This window comes from Bacillus sp. NMCN1 (assembly GCF_002998085.1).
Lineage (GTDB): Bacteria > Bacillota > Bacilli > Bacillales > Bacillaceae > Bacillus.
This window is the reverse complement of record NZ_PVQL01000002.1, coordinates 430,351-454,884: the sequence shown is the minus strand read 5'-3', so window position 1 is coordinate 454,884 and position 24,534 is coordinate 430,351. Positions and strand designations below refer to the sequence as shown.

Sequence of the window (24,534 nt, the reverse complement as noted above, 5' to 3'; positions counted from 1 at the left end):
AGCGAATTTGACATTCGTGAGCACCAGCGCGCAAGACTGCGGGCGAATGCGAGGGTTTGTCTACACGCTGAAACCGATAACATGGCCTGTTATCGGTTTTCTTTTACATATATATTGGAGAAACCGGTTTGCGCCCAATCGAATGATACTCGACTCCTGCTTGTTCTGCCGCTTCAAGCGTATGGCAGTTTCGCCCATCAAAAATAAGCGGCTGTCTCATCCATTCCTTGTAGGACGTGAGCGGAAACGTCTGAATCTCCGTCCACTCTGTTAATATACAAACTGCATGGACATCCTTTATCGCTTCTTCAATCGTTTGGGCAAATAAGACTTGATCCGGCAGTTCACGAGCGGCATGGCGTGCGGCAACAGGATCATAAGCCACAAGCTCCGCGCCTAATTGATGGAGTGCATGAGCGATCGGAACCGACGGCGCCTCTCTCATATCGTCTGTATTCGGTTTAAAGGACAGGCCAAGAAGCGCTATTTTCTTCCCTTCAAGATTTGCACCAAGGCGATCCTGAATGCTTCGGATAAAACCAGCTCGCTGCTCATTGTTTACTTTAATGACAGCCTTTAGCAGCTCAAAATCATGGGACACATGCCCTGCGATTTGGACAAGTGCATTTGTATCCTTTGGAAAACAAGAACCTCCGTAGCCAATCCCCGCCTTGAGAAACGAAGCACCGATCCGCTGATCGAGCCCCATCCCCTGCGCAACCCATTCAACATCAGCACCTGTTTTTTCACAAATGGACGCAATCTCATTCATAAAGCTGATTTTGGTCGCAAGAAAAGCATTTGATGCATACTTGATCATCTCGGCACTTTTTCGGTCTGTTCTGACCACTGGCAGGTGGAAATCAGCATACATCTCCTCTAGCCGGTCTAATACAGCTTTTGTTTCAGCCCCAATGACAAGCCGATCTGCCCTCAATGTATCTGAAATGGCAGAGCCTTCCCGTAAAAATTCTGGGTTAGATGCAATAGGTAACAGCTCATTCCTTCCTAATTCTTGATGGATCATCTGTTCGATTTGATCACCCGTTCCAACAGGCACCGTACTTTTCACTACAAGAACCGCACCTGATTTCGCTTTTGTGCCCATCTCCTTTGCAGCTTGAAATACATATTGTAAATCAGCTTGGCCATCTGCCTGCTGCGGGGTACCGACCGCAATCATTAACACATCAGCCCGCGGGTAGGCTGCCTCTCCATTTATGTGAAATTGAATTCGTCCTTGCTCAAGATTGCGTGTCAGCAGTTCTTTTAATCCTAGCTCATACATTGGCGGTTGTCCCTGTTTCAGCTGCATGACCTTTCTCCGGTCAATATCAATACACGCCACATCGTGCCCTGCCTCCGCTAAACACACACCTGTGACCAGCCCCACATATCCACAGCCTGCAATTGCAATATTCATGACACCATCAGCTCCCCATACGCCTTATGCTTGTAATGACATCGTATGCCGGGAGCTTTCGTTCCATTCATAAAAGCATACAAAAACCCCCTGCCATCACTAGCAGGGGGTCACTTTTATGAAACAAGACCATTTCGAATATGAGCAATCAAATTTTCAAGCATTTCTTTTGTGGTGAGATCATTTGAATTCTCACCAATATCATGAGCGTACATCAAAATTTTTAAAAACTCTTCTTGATTTAAACCCTTATTATCCATGTCGGTATCCTTTCGATTCCACTAATTTCATTATTATATGCTGTATGGTTGGTTTATGCAATACTCTAATACATCATTCGACAGCTTTTGAAATTTATGACCATTTTCATGAAAAACTTTTTTATAAATCACCATTGAGCTATAATAAAAGAATTGGAATCTTTTACTTGGTTAGGAGCGGATCAAATGCTTCAGCACAACATCAACGAGGAAGAAATCAAACAAACAGCCGAACAGATCAAAGAACTTCTTCCTGCAACAGATGAAAACAAACAACTCATCAAAAAAGCATTGATTACTTATAGACAGGACAGTGTATATCGTCTCAAGCAAGAATCTGATACGGAATGGTCAGCTTATGTACATGATGTCATGGCAGCAAGAGTCCACCTTCATGTGCTGTTTCCTGTGAGAAGCAGTTGCTCATGTCCGGCAGATGGACTTTGTAAACACATTCTCGCTGTCTTCTTTTCGCTGTACGCTCAAGTGGAGAGTGTGACCGGATTTACTGAAAATTGGTCAGAAAAGGATGAATTACAGCGCAGCAAAGAATTGATTCGCCAGCACTTCCAAGTGAAGCGCCCAGACGAACAATCACTCCAAAGCTGGCTGAATTTTTTCCAAGAGGAATTTAACCTCTGGCTGAAACGGACACCAAAGCACCAGCAAACACCGCAGCATTTGTATTATGGCTATTTATCGATCCTAAAAAAACACGCACCTCATTCACCTGAATTCAAGAGTTTGTATGCGATTCATACGTCGATCGATGTGTGGTTAAGGATTCATGAATTGATCGACCTCGGCCGGCTTGATGCCGAGAAGGACTTTTATTCCATGAATCCATATGTAGAACAGCTCATGAACACCATTTTCGATTCAGTGGATCACTTGAAGACATACGCCCTTTCCTTTTCCCTCGATCCGTTTCTTGAAAACACACCAACTGCCGTTCGGACACTTCTTCAAATAAACGGACCTTTCCAGCATGAACGAGTAGCGGTCTTTATGGAGATTTGGGGCACCATATTAAATAGAGGGAAATGGGTTAAAAAAGAAACAGAATTACTGAAGAACGCTCAGCAGCAAGAACAAACGGTTGAACGTACCATCGGACTGATGCACATGGATTATTTACTGAAAGAAGACGAAAGCCTCTTTCAGCAATTACAGCTGCTCAATGCAGATATGCTACCAAATGTACTCAATTGGCTGAAGGATCTTACAAACCGCAAGGACTGGAAGCGGCTCAAGCTCTGGTATCATGAGATCACCTATATTTTAGAGGAATATTGCCAGCTCGACCTTTCCTATAGAGAACTGCGAGGAGTCGTCAGTGATTTCTTCTTTTATTTAGACGCATACTTTAAGCAGACGAAGGATCATCATTTATATGAACGCTACCTTCAAATCTGCATGCCCTATGCGTTTACTGAATATAGTCAGCTATTATATGCACAGCAGCGTTATGCAGAATGGATTGAGATTCACAGCCTTGTTGGTTTCTCCATCAGTGAACTGGAGAAGGATCTGATCAAACAGATTGCAAAAGAGGAGCCTGAAGCGCTCATTCCATCGTACCACCGTGAAATCTCACAGCTTCTCGATCAAAAGAATCGAAGTGCTTATCGAGAATCTGTGAAAATGCTAAAAAAACTGCGCACGCTTTATCATAAAACGAAAAAAACCGCGATTTGGGAAAGATATGTCAAGCAGCTGCAGGATTCAACGAAACGGCTGCGTGCGTTCCAAGAGGAAATGAAGAAAGGAAAATTAATTGATGACACGCCATAAACAAATTGTCATTCATGCAGAACAAACAGAAGATTTCTCTTTCACCATTTCAGCGCAAGCAGAGGACGGACACCCTGTTCCGCTTAATGAAATGAAGAGGCAGCTTTTCCAATGGCACGAATCGTCTTTTTACGGAACATTTTTAGAAGATGTGAGCTTTATTGGCACACCTGCCTTCCTGCTAAGCCCTTGGATGACCGTTGAGCTGTTAGGAAAAAATTCGTTTAATACCTTTAGTCATGTGACACTAACCGATGAAACGGAACCACTGATGAAGACAGCCTCCACCATTTATGAATTCATCGAGGATGAAGATTTCATTCCCGATTACGAGGCGTGGACAAAAGGTGTGCTTCGTTTTAAAGACAAAGAAGGACTATTAGATGGCTATACGGCTGATTGGTTCTCCTTTGCCGTACAGGATTACATTCAATATGATGATGCCTTACAGCACAAATGGAACCGCATGACAGCACAATCGCCTGCGCTCTCATCCTTCCAAGGACATTTTTTAGATGAGCAGGATTTCTTGGAAACGATTGGCTGGATTGATGACGAAACGCCTTTCACTGTCGGCTTGCGCTTAAATGAACCGGATTTCGACGGAGATGAGTGGAAAATCGAATTATTTTTGCGTGATAAGAAAAACAGCGATCTTCACTTTTTTGAGGGCATCCGTTCATTAAAAAGGTCTTGGCATCCGTATCAAGATAAAATCTCAAGAGAGCTGGAGCGATTCGGTCAAATTGTACCTTGGCTCTCTTTCACTTCTGGCACAACGCTCATGTCAGAAGACGAGGCATGGCTCTTCCTATCTGAAGCAAGTGAAACACTTGTGAATATGGGCATTGAGATCCTGCTCCCATCGTGGTGGCAAATCGTCAAAGAAAGCACCATGATGCTAAAAGCAAGGATTTCCTCTACCCCGCGAGGCGAGTCGCATGTCGGAATGGATGCATTAATGGATTTTAATTGGCGCTTTGCTACAAACGGCATCGAGCTGACAGAAGATGAGTTCAACGAGCTTGTCCAAAGTAAACGGCGCCTTGTCAACATTCGAGGGCAATGGATCAAAATCGATCCAACCTTCATCCAGCAAATGAAAAAATGGATGGAGCGTGCCGAAAATGAAGGGCTTCACATGTCTGATATTTTGTCACGCGAACTGGCAGATCAAGAAGCATCCTCTGAATCGATTCCAGAGCTACTAGACAGCTCAGCATTTGCGCATATTCAATTTGAACTTTCGTCTCAATTAAGAGGGCTTGTCCATCAGTTAAATGATACACATGAGCTGCCTTCCTACGAAATGAGTGAGTCCTTCAAAGGCACACTAAGGCCGTATCAGCAGCATGGTGTCAACTGGCTGTTATTTTTAAGATCTCATGGATTTGGGGCTTGTTTAGCAGACGATATGGGCCTTGGAAAAACGATTCAAATGATTGCGTATTTCACATACTTGAAGGAGCAAGAGCAAAATGCCGCTCCCTCTCTCATCATTGCGCCGACCTCTGTTTTAGGAAACTGGCAGCGAGAGCTTGAAACCTTCGCACCACATTTGAATGTTGCCTTGCATTACGGGCCGTCACGCCCTCAAGGGGAACACTTTACAAAGGCATACGAGTCAACAGATATTGTCCTGACGTCTTACGGACTCTCACATTCTGATCGTGATGAATTAACGTCAGCAAAGTGGGATACGATTTGTTTAGACGAAGCCCAAAACATCAAGAACGCCCATACCAAACAATCGAGAGCGATCAGACAGCTCAAAGGTCAGCATCACATTGCCCTTAGCGGGACACCTATGGAAAACCGTTTGACAGAGCTTTGGTCCATTTTCGACTTCGTCAACAAAGGATATCTCGGCAGCCTGACGAGCTTTCATAAAAAGTTCGTCCTGCCGATTGAAAAAGACCGTGATGAAAAAAGAATTGAACAGCTGCAACAGCTGATAAAGCCCTTCCTATTAAGAAGAACAAAGCAAGATGAAGAGGTCGCCCTGAACCTGCCTGAGAAACTCGAAGAAAAAGAATTCATTCCGCTATCCGCTGAGCAGGCTTCTTTATATGAACAGCTCGTGAAGGATACATTCGAACACATGGCTTCGTTAACAGGAATGCAGCGGAAAGCCATTATTTTAAGTATGCTCGGCAGACTCAAACAGATTTGCGACCACCCGGCTCTCTATTTAAAAGAGAGTGGAACAGATGTGAAACTGCTGAAACGTTCCTTAAAAATGGATAAACTCGCAGAGCTGTTAAAAGCAATACATGAGCAAGGAGAAAGCTGCCTCATCTTTACGCAGTATATTGGAATGGGGAACATGATCAAGCAGCTGGCAGAAAAAATGTTTGGAGAACCAGTTCAATTTTTAAATGGCAGTCTGTCAAAACAGGAGCGGGATAAAATGGTGGACCGTTTCCAGAAGAAAGAATTCAACATCTTAATTCTCTCTTTAAAAGCAGGAGGAACAGGACTTAACCTAACTGCCGCAAACCATGTCATTCACTACGACAGATGGTGGAATCCTGCTGTGGAAAACCAAGCAACCGACCGTGCTTATCGGATCGGACAAAAACGTTTTGTTCACGTCCATAAGATGATCACAACGGGCACGATTGAGGAAAAAATCGATCAAATGCTCGAAACAAAACAAACGTTAAATGATCAAATTATCCAAAGTGAAAGCTGGATTACAGAGCTATCGACGAACGAACTAGAAGATTTATTCACATTAAGTGCCGCCGCTCAATCATCTTAATCCAAGCAAAAAGAGGACTTTTCTCAAGCATGATGAAAAGTCCTCTTTTTTCATTTCATATGAACATAGGTTAAATGTGCAGTTTTTTCAATGCAGATTTCACGTTCATATACGTATTCAATTCACGGAAGTCCTCTTTCATTTCTCCCATTTTCATCGCAAGATTCGGTTTAATTCCTGTCACAATGAGTTCAGTACCAGTCATTAAAATCAAATCGTTCAGCTTAAAGATGGCATCTGCCACAAATGAATCCACTTCTAATAAACCAGACAGATCGACGATAAAATAATCGTCCTTGGATTGAGAGATATAGGTGGAGACTGTTGTGATAATTTTATGAAATCTTGGCGCTGTTAACGTACCAATGATCGGTAACACAGAAATACCATCTTTCACAGGAACAATTGGAACAGAAATATTCAGCACTTCATCAATCGATTGCTCAAGAAGCTCCTGCTGTTCCTTCTCTTTCGTGACATCTTTTTGCAGACCAACGAAATAAAGACGTTTCCCTTCATTTTCGTCAATCCAAAGAGGAGCCACACTTAACTCATTCCAAAACATCTGTCCAGATTTTTTATAATTTTTCAGCTGAACAGTGACAGCCTCTTTGTTCTCAATAGCTGTTCTAATTTGTTGGAGAGCGATTTGCTCAGTTTCATTTCCTTGAAGGAAACGACAATTCTTCCCCAATACTTCGGGTTCTTGATAGCCTGTCATATCTAAAAAGCCCTTGTTCACATATATTAAAGGATTATCAGGTAAAGACGGGTCCGTTACCGTCAGGCCAACCTGTGTATAGTCTAAGGCTTCCTTGATTAAATGCAGATTTTCGGACTTATAAGATTCCAGCGCCATTCGTTTACTCTCCTTAATTTCTTACAAGCGGGTTATGTTCATAATTAAATTATATGATGTTCCACATCAGGTGTAAATAGAAGTAGTTCTGACTTCCTCTTTTGTAGAATGCGCTTTATCCTATGTGATTTATACAACGACATCCGATTCATCTATTTCAAAAGGTGTCGAATCATATACGCCACACCATGTTCATCATTTGTTAACGTGACATGATCAACGATTTCCTTGATATCCTCTCTCGCATTGCCCATCGCAACCCCAACACCAGCTGCTAGAAGCATCGATTCGTCATTTAAACTGTCTCCTACAGCCGCTGTCTGTCTTAAAGGAATACCAAGTCGTTCTGCCAGCCTTGTTAATGCCTGCCCTTTAGATGCGTCCTTTGAACCAATTTCAAAGTTATGATCGGCTGAACTGACCATTGTGACATCTGAATCATCACCAAACATATCCCATCCTGCCTTCAATCTGTCTTCAAAGAAAGAGAAACCTAAGATGTTGTAGAATGAAAGCTTTCGATTCTCACGAAACAACTCTTGATATGTATCAATATAAGAAAAACCTGACTGACTGTATTGAACTTCTGCCGCTTGTTTTAAAACACTTCGATCCGTTTCTGGATTTGCACTTTTTAAACGGTCCATTTCAATTGCAAGAAGCTCTCTGCCGCGATTCGGTGTGAAAATGGCTTCGTTTGTAAAAACTTCATAATAATAATCACGTTCTTCAAGCCATGACAATATGCGTTTGGCCTTTTCTTCTTGTAAAGCAGCTGAATGGTATACTTGTCCAGCCGGATCATGAATCACAGCTCCATTGGCACTAATCACCCATGTATTCATACCAAGCTGATCAAAAATCGACCTCACATCAAAATACGCTCTTCCTGTTGAAACGACAACTTCCATTCCATTCGCCGCTGCTTCCTTTAATGCCTGCTCATTTTCCTGACTCACCTTGTGCTCACTGTTCAATAAAGTTCCGTCTAAATCCGTTGCGATCAATTGAATGTTTGTCATCGTTCTCTCCTTTTTGTCTTTATTTTCGGCTACCATACCGCTGATAAAATCCATCATCATTATGAAATGAGTATCCACAATTTGCAAGAGGTGATCGGTTTATCAGTGAATAAAAGAGTACCCGGCCACGCTACATGACCGGATACCACAAGGGGATTTACAGGGGACACATGACCTATACAAAGAAGCTATGGTTCTATTACGCAGTGTTCTTATGCACAAGGCAGCGTCTATCAGCTTTAGCTAGAGGGGGGCTGTCAGATGCTAGACGTTACCTTTTGATTCAGACCTTGCCTCCTTTCCTTTCAACTACCCCTAGTCTACTGAGAAAGGTCGTATGTGACAAAACATGAAAATGACAAAATGATCTCTCAAATTCTCTATTTCCTCTTTAATTTCTGTTTTTTACCGCTTGAGTATAGAACATCATCTTGTTTTGTTTGATGAAAAACTTATTTTTCATAAATTGATAAAAAACGTCTGAATGAATCCAATTACTAGAAGGCATGTGAATATAATCAGATCCGTCCCACGCAAACCAATAAAAACAAAGCTGCCCGTCATGAATCGACAATTGAAATTCAAAGCAGTCCATTTGATCCTCGGTGACGTATTGAAACGTAAGTGACTCGCCTTCTTCCATGTACACATCACAAAATGAAAGAATGTCTCCCCACGAATAAACGCGCATTGTGCTCTTTGCCTTCTCCTCGCCAATATGTATGTTTCGCAATTGATAGGACTCCATAAAGCATCTCCTTTCCCTCATATGCAGCTAGTTCTAAGCAGGCAGCGGTTTCATTTATACAGATGTTGTATGCTATAATGATACTTACGAATAATGAACGCTTGTGAGGTGATAAATATGAAAACCTTTAGGCTGATTGATTTAAAAATCGAACTCGATCCAAAGCAAGATAAAATGTCCAGCATTCCCCTTCGCGACGGTTTAATCATTAATAAAGAAGATGGTGAAAATCACTGGATGATCGAGGCACTCATTCCAAAGAAACATAGACAGGTGTTTGAGGTGCTCTTTCAGCAGCACACTGAAGTGAAGATTCTTGTGACGATCACAAAAGAAAACAACCGCCCTGTTCATCTATCTGTCCAAGTCAAAAACATTGTTGCCTTAGAAGAAAACATTTCTGTGCTGCTCGATGGTAAAATGATTACAAATCGTTACAGAACAGAAACCGAAGAAGTACTAAAAGACCTCGTCAAAGAGGGGCTTTCCGGAGAAAAATTGCTGGATGCATTTAAACAAAACACATAAAAAAGAGCGGGATTAGCCGCTCTTAGATTGCTGACAAAGGGCTAAAATGAATCTTATTTTAGCCCTTTGTCTTCCTTTCAGCGTGATAGAAAACCTTTGAAGTCTAGAAAGGGCGAGCACCGGAGCACAGACCTGACAACGAATGCGAGGGTTTGCCTACACGCTGAGAGCGGGATTAGCCGCTCTTTTTCTATTGCACATCTTTCGATTGGCTTTGATTTTTCAATAGATCTCTAATTTCAGTTAGTAAAACTTCCGTTTGATCCGGCGTTTCTATAACCTCTTCTTCCTCTACCTTTTTCCGTTTTAATTTATTCAAATAACGAATAAAGATAAAAATGGAAAACGAGATAATCAAGAAATCAATCACTGTTTGAATGAAGCTTCCATATAAAATTTGAGCAGATCCGATCTTAATAGATAGATCGCTAAAATCATGTCCCCCAATAATAATTCCGACGAGCGGCATGATCAAATCATTCACAAGAGAAGTGACAATTTTGCCAAATGCTCCCCCAATGATGACACCTACAGCCAAGTCAATGACATTTCCCTTGACTGCAAATTCTCTAAATTCTTTCAGCATCTTTTATCACCTTCATCTTTTTGTCTAATATGACGTTTTTCTATCAAAAATGCAAGTCCTGATCCGTTCAGGCTGGTCGTTTCCATCTAAAAAGCGATTCATCCTTGATGAACCGCCAGGCAAATCATGATACTTTAGGACCGATAGAAAATGTTAGTTCTGCTTCACATGCCACTTCGCCATCTACGGTAGCTACTGCTTTCCCTTTTGCCACTGGACCTCGGAGACGCGTCACTTCCACCTCTAAACGAAGCTGATCGCCAGGCTTCACCTGTCTTTTGAAACGGCAGCCGTCAATTCCTGCAAACAAACCAATTTTCCCTTTGTTTTCTTCTTTACCTAACATAATCACCCCAAACACCTGTGCAAGTGCTTCTACAATAAGCACACCCGGCATGACTGGGTATCCTGGGAAATGACCATTAAAAAATTCTTCGTTCACTGTGACATTTTTAATCCCAACCGCTCTTTTCTCTCCCTCAACCTCTAAAATACGGTCCACCAATAAGAATGGATAACGGTGTGGAATAATGTCTTGAATTTGCTGAGCATCAAGCATATCTTGATCTCTCCTTTTTTCTATATCGATGATCTTCATTTGATTCCTATAGAAGTATATTATGAATGCTCGTATTTTTCAACGTCTGCTCCGCATATATGGTAAAAAATAGAATCTACTATTACCTATTGTCATCAAATATAATCCACACTACACTCATTGTTTTTTCACAAATATGGTAATATATATTACATCATTGATTGAATAAGAGGGTAAAAATGAATTTTATAAGTGATAAATCCATTAAAAAACTTCTCCATTCGTGGTATACAATGCTGAAGCATCGACATTTTTCGAAGGCTGAAGAAATCAAAACAACTCTATTAAAACATAAACGTAAAATATCAAAAAAACAGGAACTCTATTTACATTATCAGCTGTTGCTTTTTCGCCATCAGCTCTGGATGAATCAGACAGAGGACTTAGAAAAAATCAAACATGAACTGATGCAGCACAAAGATGATATGAACGAAGAACTGGCCTATTACTTTTACTTCTTTCTCGGGCTCTACGAAGCTTTAAACAGCGATCAAAATGATGCGATCTACTATCTCGAAAAAGCGGAAGAACGACTGCCATTCCTTAACGATGAGCTGGAGGAAGCAGAGTTCCATTTCCGTACAAGTGGTGTTTATTATAACAACCGCTATTCGTTGTTATCGATTCGTCATATTCAAAAAGCCATGGATATCTTTGCAAAGCACGGGGATGACCATAGCCTCTATCGTTGTAAAATTGTGCTCGGCCTTAATTATAGCGACCAAAAAAAATATGAGGAAGCAGAAGCTATTTTTATTGAGATCATCGAATACGTGAACATCATTGATGATCAAGAATTGCTCGGTATCGTTTATTATGACGCTGGCTTTATTCAATCTAGACAAAATCGTCACAAGGAAGCGCTGGATTACTTTAGAAAAGCACTTCGTCTCCCAGCATACCGGAAGGCAGCACACTCCTATGTGTCGTGCCTCTACGAAACGGTGCGTTCCTGTTATAAAGAAAATTTAACCGATGAAGGAATGAAGTATATTCAAAAAGGATTAAAAGAGGCCGTTGCTTCTCAGTTTGATATATTAAGAATCAAGTTCCAAATCTTATTTCTTCTCTACAGCCAAACGCCAAAGGCAGATGAGCAGATCGCAAGACTCGTCACATGTCTTGAACGAAAAGAAGCTTGGATTGATCTTGAAGATCTGCTTGCCGATGTCTCAGATTTTTATAAAAAAAAGGGCGACTTTGAGAGAGCCGCCTTTTTTATCATGAGAGGCTGATATCAGCCTGCTCATTATCGAATTGTATTCACTAATCCCAGCATCTGATCACCCATCGTAATCGTTCTTGAGTTCATCTGATAGGAGCGCTGTGTTGTCATGAGATCTGTTAATTCTTTAGACATGTCCACATTCGACGTTTCAAGTGCACCTTGCTGAAGCTGAATCGCTTGGCGGTTTGCTCCATTTAGTGCCGTTAATGCGCCTTGATAAGTACCGTCAACTGAGAACAAATTATCTCCTTCAGAGACGAGTGCTGAAGAGTTATTGACTTGTACAACACCTAGATTCACCTGCTGATTCGGTTGATTATCTCTTGAAATGGCTGTAAGACGTCCTTTTTTATCAATTGAAATATCACGGAAATTCGCATTTAAGACGATTTCATTTCCGTTTTCATCAAGAATCGGATAGCCTTCGCTAGTGACAAGCTGCACTTGATTACGATTATTGCCTGGCTGTAAGTAAAGAGAACCATCTCTTGTATAACGGATATTACCGCCGGCATTGACCTGCATATACTGCGATGGCGCTCCAAATGCAACATCAAGATCCCGTCCTGTTTCTTTAATCGAACCTTGGAGCGAATTAATGGACGCATTGACCATCGTTCCCGTACCAAGACTTAGCCCATCAGGTGTCAGACGACTGTTTGCCACCTGCTCATTTTTTTCATCTACCTGATTGAACTGTTGTCTGATCAGCTCTGAAAAACGGGTATTTTTCGCGCGGTACCCTGTTGTTTCACTGTTTGCGATGTTGTTGCTGATCATATCAAGTTGCTTTTGCACTTCGTTCATCGATACAGCTGCATTAATCATCGTTCTAAGCATGATAATCCTCCTTTCTTTTTCATTTCTTGATTAGTACACTCTGCCAATTTCATTTACTGCTTTTTCTAAGCTTTTATCATACGCCTGAACCACTTTTTGGTTTGTTTCAAATGCACGATAGGCGGTTGTCATTTCTGTATATGATTTCGTCACATCCACGTTCGACAGCTCCGATACACCTTGACTTAACGTATAGGACATTTGACCGTTATTGACTGCACTTGGCAGAGGCTGGTTATCAGCTGTACGGTATAAATCATTTCCTTCTCTCGCTAAGTTCCTTGTATCCATCGCAACACGTACATCGATTTGCCCGAGATTTTGTCCATTTTCACTCACAGTACCATCTGCATTCACTTTGAAATTCTCACTCTGAACCGTAATCGGCTGACCTGTCACGGAAAGAAGGGCACGGCCACCAATGGTCAACTGATTTTGTGCATCCAATGTAATGGAGCTGCTTTTCGTATAACGAACGCCTTCTGGTGTATTGACCGCATAAAAGAGCGCTGATTTCTGATTCGTCTCCGGGTTGATCGGCACATTATTTTCGACTAGTGCGACATCCGTTGTTTGATCTGTTGTTTTTAAAGTTCCCTGTGTAAATTGAGGGATCAGTTCCTGCATATATGTCCCCGTATTAATGCCGCCAATCGGCGTTTGCTGAGGAACACTAAAACCTTTGCCTGAGGATGTGTGGAAACGTCCTGATTCCATTCGGCTTAGCAGCATTTCCGGAAATGCCCGCATGGTTCCCTCATCCGCTTTATAACCTGGCGTATTCGCATTTGCGATATTATTTGAAAGCATTTCTGTCCGCCGCTCTTGAGCGATCATGGCAGATGTTGCGGTGTATAGTCCTTTTAACACGTGCTCACCTCATTAAAATTCTTTCACATGACCTAAACACAATCTTCTATGAAATATATCGGCATATTTGCAGGGTTCTTTAATAAAAATCCCCCATTCTTTCGAAAAAGAATGAGGGACATCATTAGCTGAGTTTACGCTTTGGCAGCTTGTCCATATTATCAAGCATGACGCCAGTACCAACAGCTACACAATCCATCGGATTCTCGGCAACGAAAACTGGTACTTTCAGCTCTTCTGCAAGCAATTGATCAAGCCCGTTTAGAAGAGCTCCGCCACCTGTAATGATGACGCCGCGATCAATAATATCAGCTGATAATTCAGGCGGTGTTCTCTCAAGAACTTGCTTCGCAGCCTGAACAATCGCAGATACAGATTCACGCAATGCTTCTTCTACTTCTTTGCTTGTGACGGTAATCGTTCTTGGTAATCCTGTCACCATGTCTCGTCCACGAATTGAAATCTCTTCATGACGTGCGTCTGGGAATACCGTTGCAACTTGGATCTTAATATCCTCAGCCGTGCGCTCACCGATCAACAGCTTGTACTCTTTTTTAATGTAGTTGAGAATTTCCAGATCAAATTTGTCTCCAGCCATTTTAATAGAAGAGGCGGTTACAATGTCACCCATTGAGATGACAGCGATATCTGTCGTTCCGCCTCCAATATCTACGACCATGTTTCCACTCGGCTGAAAAATATCCATACCAGCACCGATAGCTGCTACTTTTGGCTCTTCTTCAAGAAATACATGCTTACCACCGCTTTTTTCAGCAGCTTCTTTGATCGCCTTTTGCTCAACAGATGTAATGTTTGTCGGGCAGCAGATGAGCATACGCGGCTTAGAGAACAGCCCTTTCACATTTAATGAGTTAATAAAATGCTTGAGCATCGCTTCAGTTACTTCAAAATCAGCAATTACGCCATCTTTTAATGGACGAATCGCAACAATATTCCCAGGCGTACGTCCAACCATACGTCTAGCCTCTTCTCCAACAGCCAGAACTTTCCCGCTGTTTTTGTCAAGTGCTACAACAGATGGTTCATTTAACACAATTCCTTTTCCTTTGACATGAATCAGTACATTGGCAGTACCAAGATCAATTCCAATATCCCTAGCAAACATCTATATATATCCTCCTTGAAAATCTGTTTCCATAGCAAATACCACATTCTGCCCTAATTATATATTCTATCATAATTTGCAGAAAAAAAGATATTTCTTTACAAAAGTCTTTACAAAATTTGTGGTTAGAAACTACCGATATGAGGAAGATATATATATCATGTTTATGAACAAAGAACTAAGCTTACTGTTTCACAGGCTCGCCTTCTAAAATTTCTTCTTTTTTGTACTTTAATTTAGTGGCTTCTCCCCCTCGCAAGTGTCGGATTGATTTATGATAATCCAGTATCTCCTTCACTTCATTAGCCAGATCTGGATTAATTTCTGGCAGCCTTTCTGTTAGATCCTTGTGTACAGTACTTTTAGAGACTCCAAATTCTTTCGCAATTACACGAACGGTTTTCTTTGTCTCCACGATATACTTTCCTATCTTGATTGTTCGCTCTTTGATGTAATCGTGCACACCACTCGACCTCCCTAAAATGGATGTGAGAAGTGTGAAATGAGATCCGTATAAATATTATCCATTTTCAGCGCCGCTTGTTCGTCTTAATTTCTCATCCATTAGGTAGTAAATGCCAAACACGATCCCTCACCTCAAACACTCTCTTTGTCAGGTTTGTAACAGTGTATTAGCATTGCATAGGGAATATGCTAAAAATGAAGATGGGACAAGGGATTTATCAGAAAATGCAATCATTTCGAGTGGCGAAAATTTTTACTTTACAAGGTTGGGTCAAGCACGTAAAATAGAAAAGGTGATTTTATTTACCTAGCTAAATATTTAATAAAGGTGAGCATATGGATACGTTAAATAGAGAGTGTTTACATCAAATACATCAAGGCGCACGACTGCTGTCTAAAAAGGCGAACGAAGCGCTTGCTGCTTATGACTTGTACATGTCCCAATGGACTGTACTTTTTTGTTTGGATACATTCGGCCCGAAAACCCAAAAAGACATTTGGACATATTTGAACGTCGAAGCCCCAACCATTACCCGAACCGTCACCCGTCTAGAAGCAAATGGCTGGGTGAAACGTGTACAAGGAAAAGACAAACGTGAAAATCTGATCGTGATGACAGATGATGCTAAGGCCCGATTTGAAGAAATCAAACGCACGATGGAACAATTTGAAGAAGAATGTCTTTCAGATTTCACCCACGAAGAAAAACAACTCCTCCATACACTTTTACACAAATTATCAACTGAATAGGAAGTGACATAACATCATGAACGAACGCATTTGGACGAGAGACTTTATTATGATTGTCCTGGTGAATTTATTTACGTTCACCTCTTTTTATGCCCTTTTGACATTACTGCCCATTTACACAATGGATGAACTAAATGGAACAGAATCACAGGGCGGCCTCCTTGTGACGGTCTTCTTATTGTCCGCCATTGTGACAAGACCGTTTTCTGGAGCCATTATTGAGAAATTCGGTAAAAAACGGATGGCGATTTTCTCATCAACGGCATTTGCCTTACTCACTTATTTATACATCCCAATTGATCAATTCCAAACGCTTCTCATGCTGCGTTTCGTGCAGGGGATCTTTTTTAGCATTTTGACGACAGTAACCAGTGCCATTGCGGCAGATATGATCCCAAAACATAAACGCGGGGAAGGGCTCGGCTACTTTGTGATGTCCATGAACCTCGCTGTTGTCATCGGTCCATTTATCGCACTGAATCAAGTAGGAAAAGTAGGGTTCCATTCATTATTCCTTCTCTTTTCCATTATCGTTACCATTGGTGCAGCTTTTACGATGCTGATCAGACAGCCAGAGCTTGAAGATGGGGGAAGTGTCGTCTTCCGATTTACTTTTTCTCACCTGTTTGAAAAAGGCGCATTAAAAACAGCGGCAGTCGGCATCATTATTTCCTTCTGTTATTCGCCGATCATTTCATTTATTTCAGTCTATGCCAATTCCCTTCACTTGATGGGTGCAAGCAGTTATTTCTTTATTGTGTTTGCTGCAGCGATGCTTGGATCACGTCCATTTACAGGCAGACTTTTTGACCGAGTAGGACCTCACATTGTGATCTATCCTTCCATTGCTCTTTTTGCGATTGGTTTATGGATGCTGACAGCTACACATTCAGCTACAATGCTTCTTCTATCAGGTGCTGTCATTGGACTTGGCTATGGATCGCTAGTGCCATGTTTACAAACACTTGCCATTCAGCACTCACCAGCTCACCGTACAGGCTATGCGACGGCTACTTTCTTTACCTTATATGATACGGGTATTGCTGCTGGATCATTTGTATTTGGCCTTCTTGTCAGCTTCACAGACTTTTCAAATGTATATCTCATTGCAGGTATTGTTGTCTTGCTAAGTATGGTTGTTTTTTATTGGAGCGAACGAAAGCCCCAAGAAGCAAAAGCACAGAAGGTCTCCCTATCAAAATAGGATACTATTTTAAACTTCATCGGAAACATGCTAAAATATAGGATATTTCAAATAGACGATTATTTGAAAAATAGTTGGCATTAAGCAAAGGTATAGGTGATGTTTTGAATTACGAATTGTTTAAAGTCATACATGGGATGGCTCATCATTCTGAGTTTTTAGATCAGGCCATGATTTTCATTACGAAAAAGGCCATTCTTGTGTATGCCCTTGTCTTATTGATTTGCTGGTTTTTAGGTAATCACAAATTTAAGAAGCACGTCTTCTTTTCCGGTGTAACGGGCATCGCGGCACTCATCGTCAACTTTGCGATTACACTGTTTCATTATGAAGAGCGGCCGTTTGTGGCGCATAAAGTCGACACACTCATTCCGCACTCAGCAGACGCTTCCTTCCCAAGTGACCATACAACAGGTGCACTGGCTCTTTCACTTGCCATTCGATCTCGTAATAAAAAGCTTGGCAACATCTTGCTCGTCTTTGGATTACTCACAGGATTCTCCCGCATCTGGGTCGGTCACCATTATCCATTTGATGTCTTAGGCAGCTTGGTCGTATCGATTGTGGTTGTCTTTATCATGAATAAATTATGGAAGTTCTTTGACTCTCCAATTGATCGCATCGTCACTTTCTATGAGACAATTGTAGGGAAAATATTCAGAAGGAAGCAAAAGGATCAGGGCTCTGACCTGTCCAACTCTTAAGCGGCTTGCGATAACGTGATGAAGATTCTTCTTCCACTTATCGCGCCGCTTTTTTTATTGGCTGTCCCCCTCTGACCTTATTAGAAAAATAAAGACTAACACCAATGCCGGTTAGGGAAATCATGATCAACGTCCAGCCTAACTGCTCAAAATGAGGACCAGCAATTTCATCCCCAAACAGCATACCGAGGACAGCAGACGACAGAATAGAACCAAGGTAGCGGCATGTTTGAAAAAGCCCAGAGGACGTGCCAATCATATGCTGAGGACTTGCCTTGAGCATCGCAGCTTGCAGCGCAACATTCCCAATCCCGTAACTCAGTCCAAGCAGCGCTAGAACCACCCCTTTTCCCCATAATGGTGCCGGAATAAAAAAGAAGGTCATCGCAGATGCTCCAGCCAGCATCAATACCGCACTGGCTAATACCGGATGGCGTTCATCCCCGCGATCCACCCACTTTCCTGTCAGCGGCGACACAATGATGCTCACCCCAGACATACACAGCATAAAAAGACCCGTCATCTCCACACGCCAGCCTAATTCATCCTGGAAATAGCTCGGCAAACCAAAGAAAAGACAATAGAAAAAAATATTTAAAATGATAAATTGCACATACACGAGTGACAGCCGCTGCTCCTGTCTGAACATCCGAATTTGAATAAACGGTTCATCCACCTGATACTCCCACCAGATAAAAGCGCCTGCACTCACGAGACAAAGAATCCCCTGTACATATTGAATGCCATTACCTAGTGATAATAAAAACGAAAGCAGCAGAACAATACAAACTGTAAAAAGAAGCATCCCTGGCAAATCGAGCTTCCGTACCGTTTCACCTATTCGAAGCTTTCTCTTTTTCTGCTCCTTTGGAAACAAAGATAGTCCAAGAAAGAAGCTGATCAAAATAAAAGGCAGGTTCACTAAAAAGATAGCCGGCCAGCCGCCGATTGTCATCAAAAAGCCACCAAGCGTCGGTCCAAGCGCCGTCATCGCCGAAGCAAAGATGGACAATACCGCTAATGCCGAAGCCTGCTTTTCCTGAATATGATCCCGAATGAGTCCGACACCAGAAGGATAAATGGCACTGCTCCCAATTGCCTGCAACAGCCGGATTACAATCAGCACCGCAAACGTTGGGGCAAACGGTGCACAGATGGCTGAGACCGCCACAAGACCCAGTCCGAATAAAAATAAAGTTCTCCGGCTCATCACATGATCCCCAATCCGGCCGCTCACTGGCTGCGTCACTGCACTGGCTAAATAAAAAGACGAAATCAGCCAAGATACAGTCGTAAATGACAAACCGAATTCATGCTGAATTTGATGCAAAGCCAAAGAAATCATCGAGGAATTCAACGGATTTAACATCGTCCCAAAGGCAATAGCAGTTAAAAAGACTTTTCGGTTGTCTCTCCACTTATTCATACACCGACCCCCTTCTTTGTGATCTGGCATGTTTTTTGCCAATCCTTCCGTTATTATGAGATTCATTTCCCTTTTTTACCCTGACCAATTCAAGTTCTCTCTTGGAAAAGCAAGACATACATTTTAAAAAGGGCGAGTGTTAGAAAAACACATATAAAATTGAGAATATGAGGAACAAATGGTAAGATGCTACACATATTTAAAAGCCTACTTTCTCCTTATATGGAGAACGGCTGAAAAGGAGGAGAAGCTTATTATTAAAAAAAGACGGTTTTGGGTCCCAGCCCTTTTCTCGGTTGCAGTATTACTTCTGTCTTCGTGTGGTTCAAATGAAACAAATGGGAACGGAGATAAACGTAATTCTACAGCGAAAGGGTCGCCAATTTTGGAGGATGGAAAATTTATATTTGCAGCATCAGGTGAATTTCACCCGTTCAGTTACATGGATGGAAACCAGATGTCAGGCTTTGATATCGATGTAGGCAATGCGATTAGTGACAAACTAGGTCTTGAGCCTATACAGAAGAAATATAAATTCGCAGGCATCGTCGAAGGTGTGAAATCAGGGAAATTTGATGCGGCAGTTGCAAGTCATACCATCAATGAGGAACGAAAAAAACACGTCCTTTTTTCTAAGCCCTACTACTACTCTGGTCCGCAAATTTTCACAAGACCTGAAGCAGACATTCAACATGCTGATGATTTAAAAGACAAAGAAATCGCTGTATCAAAAGGCTCGTCCTACGCTGATATTGCAAAGAAACATAGCGGGCAGGAACCAAAATATTACGACAGTGATGTAGTCGCTTTAGAAGCACTAGCCAACGGAAAACACGATGCAGTTGTGACGGATTTCGCCACAGGTGCAGAAGCCATGAAGAAAAAATTAAAAATAAAGGCACAGGAAAGACTCGGACAAAGTGAGCAGGCAATCGCTGTATCAAAAGAAAACGAACAGCTCATCGAAGAGATTAACGATGCGATTGACGCACTAAAAAAAGACGGAACATTAAAACAAATTAGTGAGAAATACTTTGATGAAGACATCACTGTTAAACAAGATTAAAACCACGATTGTGCGCCTTTCTTAGGCGCACTTTCTTCAAATGGAGATGATTGTTTTGCCTACCCTAACACACTTTTTTCAGACGCTAATTGATTCTAGAGGCATTTTTTTAGAAGGAATGCTGCTCACCTTACAGCTCACTGTGATCAGCATCTTCATCGGCATGTTCATCGGGCTCTTCTTTGCTCTATTGAAAATATCACGCGTGGCTGTCTTCGGTTATATCGCCAATGCCTATATCTTCCTTGTACGCGGAACACCACTGATTGTTCAAATTTTCATCCTATATTTTGGACTGACGGAATTAAATATTCCCGACTTCTGGGCTGCTTCCATTGCGCTCGCCTTTCATAATGGAGCGTATATAGCAGAAATATTCAGAGGCGCCATCCAATCAATCGATCAGGGGCAAAAAGAGGCTGGACGCTCTCTTGGCATGGGACGTTTCCTAACAATGAGACGCATTATTCTCCCGCAAGCGATGCGGCGCGCCCTCCCCCCTCTTGGCAACCAGTTCATTATCGGCTTAAAAGATTCATCACTCGCCGCCTTTATCAGCGTCAATGAACTATTTAACGTTGCCACGACTCAAGGCTCCAACAGCTTTGACAATATGACCTATTTACTTGTTGTAGCCGTCTATTACTTAGTTCTTGTCCTGCTGTTAACATTCGCTGTCCAAACCTTTGAGAAGAAACTATCGGTCAGTGACCATTAGGAGGAGAAGCATGACAGAATCAAAGGAACTCATTCGTGTTGAAAAACTCAATAAACACTTCGGAGAATTGCATGTTTTAAAGGATATCGATCTCACTGTTTATGAAAATGATGTGGTCGTCTTAATTGGAGCCAGCGGCTCTGGAAAAAGCACTTTGCTCCGCTGTATGAACTTTTTAGAAATTAAAAATGCTGGAGAAATCATCATTGATGGGAGTCCTGTTCATCCAAAACGCGATCAACTAAACAAGATGAGGCAAAAAATCGGCATGGTGTTTCAGCATTTTAACCTCTTCCCGCATAAAACTGTGCTTGAAAACATCATCGAAGCGCCTGTTATGGTGAAAAAAATAAAAAAGGCTCAAGCTGTATCAGAAGCAAACGTCCTGTTAGAAAAGGTCGGACTTGCGGATAAGGCCAACGTATATCCTTCTAAATTATCAGGTGGTCAAAAGCAGCGTGTGGCCATTGCAAGAGCTCTCGCCATGAAGCCAGATGTCATGTTATTTGACGAACCTACGTCTGCCCTCGATCCAGAGCTTGTAGGCGAGGTACTGCAAACAATGAAAAGTCTCGCAAAAGAAGGCATGACGATGGTCATTGTCACACATGAAATGGGCTTTGCAAAAGAAGTCGCCGATCGTGTCGTCTATATGCACGAAGGCCGCATCGTCGAAGAAGGCACCCCATCAGAATTGTTCGATTCTCCTCAAGAGGAACGAACCAAGCTGTTTCTCAGCTCCATTTTATAGGTCAAACGCCCTTTATTCTTCGTGTTCAACACGTTTTCTTCTCATTTTTTACGAACTTTTCATCCATTTATATTGAATATAACCAAAAACTATGTAAGATTAACTTACATGAATATGTTATATATGACTTTTCTCTCTATAATGAAGAATTAAGAAATCAATTAATTCTGAATGATTCGGGGGAATGCAGCATGCAAATGGGTGATACAGTATTTATGTTCTTCTGCGCACTACTCGTGTGGTTAATGACACCGGGTTTAGCCTTATTCTATGGAGGACTCGTGAGAAGTAAAAACGTCTTAAGTACAACCATGCACAGCTTAACTTCACTAGCGATCGTCTCCATCGTATGGATCTTGTTTGGCTATTCCTTGGCTTTTGCTCCAGGCAATGCATGGATCGGAGGCTTAGACTGGATTGGACTAAAAGGTGTTGGCTTTGAACCTGGTTCCTACAGTGAGACCATTCCACATTCATTGTTCATGATGTTCCAAATGACCTTTGCCGTCTTAACAACAGCCATCATCTCAGGTGCCTTTGCTGAACGAATTCGCTACTCAGCGGTCGTCGTGTTTACACTCCTTTGGGTCACATTTGTATACGCGCCAGTCGCACACTGGGTATGGGGCGGCGGCTGGATTGGCGAAATGGGTGCGCTCGACTTCGCTGGAGGAAACGTGGTTCATATTTCATCTGGTGTTGCGGGTCTAGTCGTGGCGATTGTTCTTGGGAAGCGTAAAGAAGCAGCAAGCTCTTCTCCTCATAATTTGATCTATACACTTCTTGGCGGAGCTGTCATCTGGTTTGGATGGTTTGGTTTTAACGTTGGAAGTGCTCTTACATTAGACAGTGTCGCGATGTATGCCTTTATTAACACCAATTCAGCTGCTGCTGCGGGAATCATCGGCTGGCTGTTAGTAGAGTGGATGGTCAACAAAAAGCCGACCATGCTCGGCGCGATTTCTGGAGCCATCGCAGGTCTTGTCGCGATTACACCTGCAGCAGGTTTTGTCACACCATTTGCTTCCATTATCATCGGAATCATCGGCGGAATTGTCTGTTTCTGGGGAATCTTCTCACTCAAAGCCAAATTTGGCTATGATGATGCACTGGATGCATTCGGGCTTCACGGAATTGGCGGGACTTGGGGAGGTATTGCAACTGGACTTTTTGCAACAACCTCTGTCAATGACGGCGGAGCCAATGGCTTATTTTACGGAGATCTCAGCTTACTTTGGAAGCAAGTAGTTGCTATTGTTGCCACCTATGCCTTTGTAGCTATTGTGACATACGTGATCATCAAAGTGGTTAATCTCTTCTTCAAGATTCGCGCAACCGAAGAAGAAGAATCAGTGGGCCTTGATTTAACCATGCACGGGGAAAAAGCCTATCAAGATTAAAGAAAAAGGGGTGTCTCGATGAGCAAAATGTATAAAGTGGAGATTGTTACACGTCCAGCCAATTTTGAAACATTAAAGGTGGAGCTTGGAAAGATTGGCGTCACCTCAATTACCTTTTCGAATGTGCACGGCTGCGGCTTACAAAAGGGACATACAGAGCTATACCGCGGCGTCAAAAAGGAAAGCAATGTGTACGAACGTTTAAAGATTGAAATCGTCCTAAGCAAAGTACCTGTCGAACAGGTCGTTGAAACAGCTCAAAAGGTACTTCGTACAGGCGAACCAGGGGATGGGAAAATTTTTATATATGAGATAGAAAATACAATCAACATTCGGACAGGTGAAGAAGGGCCTGCCGCCCTATAATCCATCCTCCGCTGAGTGCGGGGGATTTTTTTAAGACAGAAAAAAACCTCTGCATAATTCATATACAGAGGTTGCAAGACTTAAGATTGTTTTGTTTCTTCAGATTGACTGCTGTCTTTAGAGGAATCAGAAGACTTTTCTTGATCAGAAGATTTCCCCTTCTCATCAGACTTTTCTTCAGATTTTTCTCCAGCAGGCTCTTTGGCCTTATCTTCAGCAGCAGGTTCCTTCGTTTTTTCATCAGCTTTTGGCTGAGCAGGTTCTTTTGCTTCTTCCGTCACTTCTTGCGCAGCCTTTTCAATAGTAGAAACAGGCTTGTCAATGAAGCTAAGTGGATTGAGCGCTAAACCTTCCATACGAATTTCAAAATGCACATGGTTGCCGCTTTCAGCACCATAAAGATTTTTACCAGAAGCACCGATGACATCATTCTGCTTAACTTCATCGCCTTCTTTGACACTCACTTGTGACAACGATTGATAAACAGTCGATAATCCATCTTCATGTTCAATTTCAACGACGTGACCGAGAACTGGATCTTTTTTCGCTTGAACCACTGTTCCACTAAGAGCAGCTGTGACATCAAACACTTTGCCATCTTTATCTGCAAGATCAATACCTTTGCTCAAGGTATAGGTGTTATTATAGTTTACAAGTGCTGCTTCTTTTTCTTTTTGATCAGCATCTGCTTCATAGAACTTTTTCACGACAGAAACATTATCAGAATTCTGGACCGGCATTGCAACATTTTCAATTGGCTTTCCAACTTCAACGGCATCATCACGCTGTTCTTGCCCTGCTTGATTTCCATCAGATAGTTGGTCTTTCACATCTTTTGATACAGCTTGGTACCAAAGAACGGCTGTTAACACGACCGCTGCGCTGACCAAGTAAATGGCAGGGAATACCCAGCGCTTACGGAAAAATTGCTGAACTTTTGTGATTTTGGAAGTACGTTTCTTTTCTTCCTCTCTCATTTTTCATCACCTCAGCAACATTCTGAACACTTTTCAAACAATATATACACACGAAATCATT

At 42.1% G+C, this 24,534-nt stretch carries 25 protein-coding genes; 12 read left to right on the top strand and 13 right to left on the bottom strand.

The features are described 5' to 3' along the window. Positions 1-103: 103 nt before the first annotated feature. Entirely contained in the window at positions 104-1,423 is a 1,320-nt protein-coding gene (locus tag C6W21_RS12160; protein WP_106050575.1) for a UDP-glucose dehydrogenase family protein, read from the bottom strand. Between the two features lie 116 nt (positions 1,424-1,539). Then, positions 1,540-1,683 carry a YwzD family small protein gene (locus tag C6W21_RS19035; RefSeq protein ID WP_189318185.1) on the bottom strand — a complete coding sequence of 48 codons (144 nt, stop codon included), beginning with the start codon at positions 1,681-1,683 and terminating at the stop codon, positions 1,540-1,542. A 186-nt stretch (positions 1,684-1,869) separates the two neighbouring features. Between C6W21_RS19035 and C6W21_RS12155 the strand changes: the two genes are divergently transcribed. Both C6W21_RS12155 and C6W21_RS12150 read left to right on the top strand, forming a co-directional pair. Further along, positions 1,870-3,477 (top strand): SWIM zinc finger family protein, encoded by a 1,608-nt coding sequence (locus tag C6W21_RS12155; protein ID WP_106056366.1) that lies wholly within the window; start codon positions 1,870-1,872, stop codon positions 3,475-3,477. After that, positions 3,464-6,241, top strand: coding sequence for a DEAD/DEAH box helicase (locus C6W21_RS12150; RefSeq protein WP_106050573.1), 2,778 nt, complete (start codon positions 3,464-3,466; stop codon positions 6,239-6,241). The genes C6W21_RS12155 and C6W21_RS12150 overlap by 14 nt, the downstream gene beginning before the upstream one ends. A gap of 70 nt (positions 6,242-6,311) precedes the next feature. Here C6W21_RS12150 and ytvA read toward each other — a convergent pair whose 3' ends face one another. The 3 genes from ytvA to C6W21_RS12135 all read right to left on the bottom strand — a co-directional run bounded on the left by ytvA (position 6,312) and on the right by C6W21_RS12135 (position 8,870). Next, entirely contained in the window at positions 6,312-7,100 is a 789-nt protein-coding gene (gene ytvA / locus C6W21_RS12145) for a YtvA family blue-light photoreceptor (protein ID WP_106050572.1), read from the bottom strand. 152 nt (positions 7,101-7,252) lie between these two features. Further along, complete coding sequence (locus C6W21_RS12140; RefSeq protein ID WP_223260987.1) at positions 7,253-8,113, bottom strand: Cof-type HAD-IIB family hydrolase; 861 nt, start codon at positions 8,111-8,113, stop codon at positions 7,253-7,255. 400 nt (positions 8,114-8,513) lie between these two features. Then, positions 8,514-8,870: a hypothetical protein gene (locus C6W21_RS12135; RefSeq protein ID WP_034660233.1), complete on the bottom strand. Its 357-nt coding sequence runs from the start codon at positions 8,868-8,870 to the stop codon at positions 8,514-8,516. 117 nt (positions 8,871-8,987) lie between these two features. Here C6W21_RS12135 and C6W21_RS12130 point away from each other — a divergent pair, with 117 nt between their 5' ends. Next, positions 8,988-9,398: a YwpF-like family protein gene (locus C6W21_RS12130; RefSeq protein ID WP_003215215.1), complete on the top strand. Its 411-nt coding sequence runs from the start codon at positions 8,988-8,990 to the stop codon at positions 9,396-9,398. Positions 9,399-9,588: 190 nt separating this feature from the next. Here the strand turns inward: C6W21_RS12130 and mscL are convergent, their stop codons facing one another. Both mscL and fabZ read right to left on the bottom strand, forming a co-directional pair. Next, positions 9,589-9,984 (bottom strand): large conductance mechanosensitive channel protein MscL, encoded by a 396-nt coding sequence (gene mscL, locus C6W21_RS12125; RefSeq protein WP_106050571.1) that lies wholly within the window; start codon positions 9,982-9,984, stop codon positions 9,589-9,591. A gap of 124 nt (positions 9,985-10,108) precedes the next feature. Next, complete coding sequence (fabZ, locus tag C6W21_RS12120; protein ID WP_012011512.1) at positions 10,109-10,543, bottom strand: 3-hydroxyacyl-ACP dehydratase FabZ; 435 nt, start codon at positions 10,541-10,543, stop codon at positions 10,109-10,111. 218 nt (positions 10,544-10,761) lie between these two features. Between fabZ and C6W21_RS12115 the strand changes: the two genes are divergently transcribed. Further along, positions 10,762-11,817, top strand: coding sequence for a tetratricopeptide repeat protein (locus C6W21_RS12115; RefSeq protein WP_106050570.1), 1,056 nt, complete (start codon positions 10,762-10,764; stop codon positions 11,815-11,817). A gap of 14 nt (positions 11,818-11,831) precedes the next feature. On the opposite strand, the gene C6W21_RS12110 is transcribed toward C6W21_RS12115, so the two are convergent. From C6W21_RS12110 to spoIIID, 4 genes are all read right to left on the bottom strand, one after another. After that, positions 11,832-12,650, bottom strand: coding sequence for a flagellar hook-basal body protein (locus tag C6W21_RS12110; RefSeq protein WP_106056364.1), 819 nt, complete (start codon positions 12,648-12,650; stop codon positions 11,832-11,834). Positions 12,651-12,680: 30 nt separating this feature from the next. Continuing rightward, on the bottom strand, positions 12,681-13,520 hold the full coding sequence (locus tag C6W21_RS12105; RefSeq protein ID WP_106056362.1) for a flagellar hook-basal body protein: 840 nt from the start codon (positions 13,518-13,520) through the stop codon (positions 12,681-12,683). 124 nt (positions 13,521-13,644) lie between these two features. After that, a complete protein-coding gene (gene mbl / locus C6W21_RS12100) occupies positions 13,645-14,646 on the bottom strand; it encodes a cell shape-determining protein Mbl (RefSeq protein ID WP_012011515.1) in 1,002 nt (333 codons plus the stop codon). 184 nt (positions 14,647-14,830) lie between these two features. After that, positions 14,831-15,109 (bottom strand): sporulation transcriptional regulator SpoIIID, encoded by a 279-nt coding sequence (gene spoIIID / locus C6W21_RS12095; protein WP_008343327.1) that lies wholly within the window; start codon positions 15,107-15,109, stop codon positions 14,831-14,833. Positions 15,110-15,447: 338 nt separating this feature from the next. Here spoIIID and C6W21_RS12090 point away from each other — a divergent pair, with 338 nt between their 5' ends. From C6W21_RS12090 to C6W21_RS12080, 3 genes are all read left to right on the top strand, one after another. Further along, complete coding sequence (locus tag C6W21_RS12090; RefSeq protein WP_106050567.1) at positions 15,448-15,861, top strand: MarR family winged helix-turn-helix transcriptional regulator; 414 nt, start codon at positions 15,448-15,450, stop codon at positions 15,859-15,861. Positions 15,862-15,877: 16 nt separating this feature from the next. Further along, positions 15,878-17,065: an MFS transporter gene (locus C6W21_RS12085; protein WP_106050566.1), complete on the top strand. Its 1,188-nt coding sequence runs from the start codon at positions 15,878-15,880 to the stop codon at positions 17,063-17,065. A 104-nt stretch (positions 17,066-17,169) separates the two neighbouring features. Next, positions 17,170-17,769 (top strand): undecaprenyl-diphosphatase, encoded by a 600-nt coding sequence (locus C6W21_RS12080; RefSeq protein ID WP_106050565.1) that lies wholly within the window; start codon positions 17,170-17,172, stop codon positions 17,767-17,769. 37 nt (positions 17,770-17,806) lie between these two features. Here the strand turns inward: C6W21_RS12080 and C6W21_RS12075 are convergent, their stop codons facing one another. Next, positions 17,807-19,195, bottom strand: a complete 1,389-nt coding sequence (locus tag C6W21_RS12075; RefSeq protein ID WP_106056360.1) for an MFS transporter — start codon at positions 19,193-19,195, stop codon at positions 17,807-17,809. 178 nt (positions 19,196-19,373) lie between these two features. Between C6W21_RS12075 and C6W21_RS12070 the strand changes: the two genes are divergently transcribed. From C6W21_RS12070 to C6W21_RS12050, 5 genes are all read left to right on the top strand, one after another. Continuing rightward, entirely contained in the window at positions 19,374-20,261 is an 888-nt protein-coding gene (locus C6W21_RS12070; RefSeq protein WP_106050563.1) for a transporter substrate-binding domain-containing protein, read from the top strand. A 40-nt stretch (positions 20,262-20,301) separates the two neighbouring features. Beyond that, complete coding sequence (locus C6W21_RS12065) at positions 20,302-20,979, top strand: amino acid ABC transporter permease (RefSeq protein WP_106050562.1); 678 nt, start codon at positions 20,302-20,304, stop codon at positions 20,977-20,979. A gap of 10 nt (positions 20,980-20,989) precedes the next feature. Continuing rightward, positions 20,990-21,730, top strand: coding sequence for an amino acid ABC transporter ATP-binding protein (locus C6W21_RS12060; protein WP_106056358.1), 741 nt, complete (start codon positions 20,990-20,992; stop codon positions 21,728-21,730). Between the two features lie 191 nt (positions 21,731-21,921). After that, positions 21,922-23,130: an ammonium transporter gene (locus tag C6W21_RS12055; RefSeq protein WP_106050560.1), complete on the top strand. Its 1,209-nt coding sequence runs from the start codon at positions 21,922-21,924 to the stop codon at positions 23,128-23,130. 18 nt (positions 23,131-23,148) lie between these two features. After that, positions 23,149-23,496, top strand: coding sequence for a P-II family nitrogen regulator (locus C6W21_RS12050; RefSeq protein WP_007497589.1), 348 nt, complete (start codon positions 23,149-23,151; stop codon positions 23,494-23,496). A gap of 80 nt (positions 23,497-23,576) precedes the next feature. On the opposite strand, the gene spoIIQ is transcribed toward C6W21_RS12050, so the two are convergent. Further along, complete coding sequence (spoIIQ, locus tag C6W21_RS12045) at positions 23,577-24,473, bottom strand: stage II sporulation protein SpoIIQ (RefSeq protein ID WP_106050559.1); 897 nt, start codon at positions 24,471-24,473, stop codon at positions 23,577-23,579. Between the last annotated feature and the right edge of the window lie 61 nt (positions 24,474-24,534).